At 43.1% G+C, this 6709-nt stretch carries 2 protein-coding genes and 1 pseudogene; all 3 read left to right on the top strand.

Translation table 11 applies throughout. The annotated features are described in order from the left end of the window. Nucleotides 1-777 (top strand): annotated as a pseudogene (locus QT973_RS26995) (ATP-binding protein); the annotation flags it as partial. A gap of 249 nt (nt 778-1026) precedes the next feature. Further along, nucleotides 1027-5646, top strand: a complete 4620-nt coding sequence (locus tag QT973_RS03145; protein WP_445243044.1) for an ATP-binding protein — start codon at nt 1027-1029, stop codon at nt 5644-5646. Beyond that, nucleotides 5643-6674: a response regulator gene (locus QT973_RS03140; RefSeq protein WP_333056324.1), complete on the top strand. Its 1032-nt coding sequence runs from the start codon at nt 5643-5645 to the stop codon at nt 6672-6674. The genes QT973_RS03145 and QT973_RS03140 overlap by 4 nt, the downstream gene beginning before the upstream one ends. The last annotated feature ends 35 nt before the right edge of the window (nt 6675-6709 follow it).

The following is a 6709-nucleotide window of genomic DNA, read 5'->3' as shown; positions in this document are numbered from 1 at the left end:
AGCTCAATGATGCTGATTTCGGGATATTCTGGTATCGGCAAATCAGCTTTGGTGCAAGAATTATACAAACCGATTACTCAACATCGCGGTTATTTTATCTCCGGCAAATTTGACCAATATCAGCGCAATATTCCCTACAGCGCCATTGTCAATTCTTTTCAGGATTTAGCCAAACAACTGTTAGCAGAAAGCGAAGCCAATCTCACAGAATGGCGGAAAAAATTATTAGCCGCATTGGGAATCAACGGTCAAGTTATTATTGACGTGATTCCCGAAATTGAATTAATTATCGGCAAGCAACCCGCCCCGCCAGAATTGGGTGCTGGTGAAGCGGAAAATCGCTTTAATTTTGTGTTTCAAAACTTCATTAAAGTTTTTACTAAACCAGAACATCCTCTGACAATATTTATCGATGATTTGCAGTGGGCTGACGGGGCATCTCTGAAACTGATGCAACTGCTGATGAATGCTTCGCCAGCGGGACTGTTTTTAATTGGGGCTTATCGGGATAACGAAGTTTCTGCTGCTCATCCGTTAATGCTAACAATTGAAGAGATTGTCAAAAATGGGGCAAAAGTCGATCGCATTTTCCTGTCACCTTTGGATTTATCCTCTGTGACTCAACTGATTTCCGATGCCCTGAATTGCCCGGAAGCAAGAGTCAACTCCCTTGCCGAGTTAGTCTTTTTCAAAACGGGCGGAAATCCTTTCTTTATGAATGAATTTCTCAAATCGCTTTATACAGAAGGGCTGTTACAATTTGACTTTACCCCCAGGGCTGTTTCGGGGCAACCACGGGGGGATTGCCCCTACGAAAAACCAGGGTTTTGTAGGGGCGGTGCCCCCGTGCCCGCCCAGCCCATAGACGATGGGGTAGGGGTTTCAGATATCGGGGCTCTTCAGGAGGGATTGCCCCTACAAGAGAATGAAACAGCCCAGCCTCACCAAGGGGGGACACAGGGGAGTTGGCAGTGGGATTTAGAAGAAATTCAAGCGAGAAATTTCACTGATAATGTTGTCGAATTGATGGCTGGCAAAATTCAACAACTGTCAGAGAAAACGCAGGAAACGTTAAAGATAGCAGCCTGCATTGGCAATCTATTCGACCTGAAAACCCTCGCCTCACTTTGCGAAAAATCTGTGGGACAAACGGCGGATGATTTGTACGCAGCACTTGCTGAGAATTTAGTCGTGTTGCTGGGGAATATGGGAGATGTGGAATTAGAAATTGCAGGCAAATTACCCAGTACCCAATCCGTAGAATACAAGTTTGTTCATGACAGAATTCAGCAAGCCGCTTATTCCCTGATTTCCGAAGAAGATAAGCCGGCGGTTCACCATCAAATAGGAAAACTGCTGCTGCAAAATACCCTCGCAGATGACAGGCAAGATGCCTGTCCCACAGAAGAACAAATTTTTGACATTGTTAATCAACTCAATTTCGGCTGCCAGCTAATTTCCCATCAAACAGAAAGAGATGAACTGGCTCAGTTAAATCTGATGGCTGGCAAAAAAGCCAAGGCATCGGCAGCTTATCAGGCAGCTTTTAACTATCTGCAAACGGGGATAAATTTGCTTGCCGAAAACGCTTGGGTGGTGCAATACAAGCTAAGTTTACAACTGCATCAAGAAGCCGCAGAGCTAGCTTACATATTGGGCGATTTTGAGCAGATGGAAAGTTTAGGGAACCTCGTGCTAACAAATGCTAAAACAGTGTTCGATCGCGTCAAAGTTATCGAGGTAAAAATGGGTACTCATGCTGCCCAAAATCAACTAGATATGGCACTTAATATGGGGCTAAAAATTCTGAGGCAGTTGGGAGTCAAACTGCCCGCAAAGCCTAACAATCTAGATAGCATAATCGGATTGCTGGAAGTTAAGTTAACCCTAGCTGGGAAACGCATTGAGGATTTAGCCAATTTACCTCAAGGAAGCGATCCTGCTAAACAAGCCGCACTGCGTATCTTGTCATTTATGGCTACTGTCGCCTATGGCGTTGCCCCTCAACTGATGCCTTTAATTGTGTTTAAGCAGGTGATTTTATCTGTAAAGTATGGCAACTATCCTGAGTCTCTCCATGCTTATGCAGTTTATGGATTAATTTTGTGCGGAGTGGTGGGAGATATTGAAGGTGGTTATAAATTTGGTCAGCTAGCATTGAGGATGTTGGAGCAATTTGGCAAGCCAGAATTAAAAACTAAAGTCCTTATTCCATTTAATGACTTCATCCGTCATTGGAAAGCACCAGCTAAAGAAAGTTTGCCATCTTTGTTAGAAGCTTACAAAAGCGGATTGGAAACAGGACAAGTTGAAGAACGTGCTTGTGCGTCTCAAACTTACTGCGGTTATTCGTACCTCTTCGGCGCTGAATTGTCAGGGCTGGAACGCGATATTGCTACTTATCGCGAGGGGATAGAAAAGTTAAAATTTGATCCAATTATTTGGCAGATTAGACCCTTAGATCAGTCGGTTTTTAATTTATTAGGTAAGTCGGAAAATCCCTGCTATTTAATTGGGGATGCCTATGATGAGCGGACTGCGCTATCACTGTTAACTGAAGCTAACGATCGCACTTCGATTTTTGCCCTGCATTTTTATAAAATGATTCTCTGTTATTTATTCGGGCAATATGCTGAAGCGGTATCAAATGCAGCTTCCACAATGCAGTATGTAGATAGTGCCGCTGGAACTCTGCAAGTATCCTACTGCTATTTTTATGAATCGCTGGCTCAACTTTCGTTTTATTCTAATGCTTCTTTTGACCAGCAAAAGCACGGTTTAAAAAAAGTCAGGGCTAATCAGAAAAAAATGAAAAAATGGGCGCATCACGCTCCGATGAATCACTTGCACAAATTTAATTTAGTTGAGGCAGAAAGATATCGGGTTATTGGTAAAGATGCACGGGCGATCGACTATTACGATCGCGCAATTTCCCTCGCCAAAGAAAACGAGTACATCCACGAAGCCGCCCTCGCTTACGAACTCGCCGCTAAGTTCTATTTATCTAGGGGTAAAGAATTAACAGCCAAAGCTTATATGCAGGAAGCTCGTTACTGCTACCAGCTATGGGGTGCAGCGGCTAAAGTCAAAGATTTAGAAACTCGATATCCGCAGTTATTTACGATCGATAAACCGATAAATAAAGAAATTTCAACCACTACATCAACTACGGGCAGCCGTTCTAGTTCTTCCTTGGATATCGCTACAGTCATGAAAGCTTCCGAGGCAATTGCTGGGGAAATTGTACAGGATAAATTACTCTCCAGATTGATGAAAATTTTGATTGAAAATGTCGGCGCTCAAAAAGGATATTTGATTATAGAAACCCAGGGAAAATTGCTGATTGAAGCTGAAGGTGTAATGAATGATGAACAGATAACAGTGTTGCAATCTGAACCAGTTGAAAATTGCCCGGAACTTTCCGAAGCTATTATCAATTATGTCGCTCGAACCCAAGAAAATTTAGTGCTAAATGATGCCACCCGTGAAGGAAAGTTTACGAATGACCCTTACATCAAAGCACGTCAGCCCAAGTCTATTTTGTGTGCTGCTTTGATGAATCAAGGTCAACTGGCTGCTATTGTTTATCTCGAAAATAACCTTACCGCACAAGCTTTTACGCCCGATCGCCTGGAAGTTTTGCAATTGTTATCGGGACAAGCGGCGATCGCACTTACTAACGCTAAACTCTACACAGAAGTAAAAGAACGCGAAAATCGGCTTACTCAATTTATCAATGCTATGCCGATCGGGGTAGCCGTGCATGACACCACCGGACAAATTACCTACGCAAATCAGACAGCACATCAACTAAGTGGCATTCCCACAATAGCCGAAGCAAATACTGAGAAATTAGCAGAAGCTTATCAACTTTATCTCGCGGGAACTAACGAGTTATATCCCACCGCACAAATACCAATCGTGCGTTCTTTGGGGGGTGAAACTGTCAAAGTAGATGATATCGAGTTCCACCTACCTGATAAGATTGTTTCCTTGGAAGTTTCCAGCACACCAATTGTGGATGAAACGGGTAAAATTAATTATGCGATCGCCACATTTCAAGACATCACCGATCGCAAACAAGCAGAAAAAGTTTTAGCCGACTACAACCGCACTTTAGAACAGCAAGTGAGCGATCGCACTCTCGAACTCCAGCGGGAAATTATCGAGCGACAACGAGCTGAAGAAGCAGCACAAGAAGCCAACCGAGCAAAAAGTACATTCCTCGCAAATATGAGCCACGAATTGCGGACTCCCCTCAATGCAATTCTCGGATTTTCCCAATTAATAAATCGCGGTTCTAACTTATTGCAGGAACAGCAAGAACACCTGAGTATTATCACCCGCAGCGGAGAACATTTGCTCGAACTGATTAACCAAGTATTAGATTTGTCCAAAATAGAAGCGGGACGCACGACTCTCAACCAGACCAATTTTGACCTCCACCGCCTGCTGGACGACATCAAAAATATGTTCCAAATTCCGGCACAAAATAAGGGATTGCAGTTATTAGTAGAGCGGAGGCAAGACGTTCCCCAATATGTGCGAACTGATGAAATAAAATTGCGCCAAATCTTGATTAACCTGCTTTCTAACGCGATTAAATTCACCTCCGAAGGCGGCATTCATGTAAAAGTTAAAAATCAGGATTTTGCTCAGAAAATCAGCTTTGAGATTGAAGACACAGGAGATGGAATTGATGTTATTGAATTAGACAAGATATTTGAAGCTTTTGTTCAAACCAAAACCGGGGAAGAATCGCAACAAGGAACAGGATTAGGTTTAACGATCGCACGTTCTTTTGTACACTTAATGGGCGGTGAAATGACAGTCAGTTCTCGTCCTGGAGGCGGTACTATTTTCAAATTTGACATTAAAGTTAATTCAGTTGAAAAAGCCGATCGCCAACGGGAACAGCCAACCAGACGAGTTATGGCGATCGCGCCCAATCAACCCCGCTATCGGATTATCGTTGCAGACGACGCTTTTGACAACCGCCAACTGCTAGTTAAACTGCTTTCCGCGATCGGTTTTGAAGTTTACGAAGCCAAAAATGGGAGAGAAGCAATAGAAAAGTGGGAGCAATATTCGCCGCACTTAATCTTTATGGATATGCGGATGCCGGTGATGGATGGGTATGAAGCCACCAAACAAATTAAAGAGGGCAACCACAGGGGGATTGCCCCTACGGAAAACGATGATTTTGTAGGGGTAGTGCCCCCGTGCCTACCCCAGACAGCAATTGTTGCCATAACAGCAAGTAGTTTTGAGGAAGAGAAAGCTGTTGTCCTTTCTACCGGCTGCGATGATTTTATTCGCAAACCATTTAGAGAAGCAAACATATTTGATATTCTGCACAAACATATCGGAGTGCAATTCGTTTTTGAAGAACTAAATGCTGCGCCCAGCTTCACAGAAAATGAAGTAAATGTATTGACAAAAAGCGCTTTTTCTGAATTGCCTCCTGAGTTACTAGCCAATCTTCAGCAAGCCATTAGCAATCTCGATTTGGAACAGATGCACACAGTCATCAGTCAAATTCGCGAAATCAATCAGCCCTTAGCGAGGGCGATCGCAGCTTGCATTAAAAATTTTCAGTACGAACAGTTGCTAAATTTAATACACACATTAAGGGATGAGACATGAAGAAAAACCTCCGTTTTACCCGCGAAGAAAGTATTTTAGTTATTGATGATTGTCCTGAGAACTTAAAACTTTTAAGCAGCATACTATCTGTCGCTGGGTATAAAGTTCACCTAGCTCCCAGTGGGAAATTAGCTCTTAACTTTATCAATGCCAATTTACCCGACTTAATTTTACTGGATATTATGATGCCTCACATGGATGGCTACGAAGTCTGCGAGCAGCTCAAAGCTACTCCAAAAACTCAAGATATCCCAATAATTTTTATCAGCGCTTTGCAAGAAGTTTTAGATAAGGTAAAAGCATTTTCTCTGGGCGGAATAGACTATATTACCAAACCTTTTCAACAACAAGAAGTTTTAGTGCGCGTCGAAAATCAATTGCGTCTGAGAAGGATGTCTAAACAACTCCTAGACCAAAATATTCTCGAAGAGCGCAACCGGATGGCGCGGGAAATTCACGACACTTTAGCGCAAACTTTTACAGGCATCATCATACATTTGGGAGCCGCCGAACGGGTAATAGCAGCCAATCCAGAACAAGCACAAGCATACATGAAAACAGTCTGCGAATTGGCTCGCTCTGGACTTGCCGAAGCGCGGCGATCCGTAGAATCTTTACGCCCGCAACTGTTAGAAGAGGGCGATTTGTATAGCGCTCTCAACCAAATCGCTAAACAACTGTCATCAGATACTGATACGTACACTATTTTTGAAGTGGTTGGCACGGCATATTCCCTACCATTAGAGGTAGAAAATAATCTGTTGCGTATCGGGCAGGAAGCATTAACAAATGCTTTCAAATATGCCAAAGCTACGGCGATAAAAATTGAGTTAGTATACGAAATATCCAAGTTTCTTTTGCGGGTGCAAGACAACGGACAGGGATTTGATACAGAAAGTATCTGTTTTAGGAATGGCTTTGGTTTATTGGGAATGAGAGAACGCGCCGATCGCATTAACGCGCAGCTAACAGTAAACAGCCGCCCCGGAAACGGAACAGAAGTTATAGTTTCAGTTAATCGCCAGTAAAGGTGCACATTTCGCACCATACATAGTAAGTTTGT

It is taken from the genome of Microcoleus sp. Z1_A1 (assembly GCF_036700305.1).
Lineage (GTDB): Bacteria > Cyanobacteriota > Cyanobacteriia > Cyanobacteriales > Microcoleaceae > Microcoleus.
Note: the sequence above shows the minus strand (reverse complement) of the source record. Positions and strands in the feature narration are given on the sequence as shown.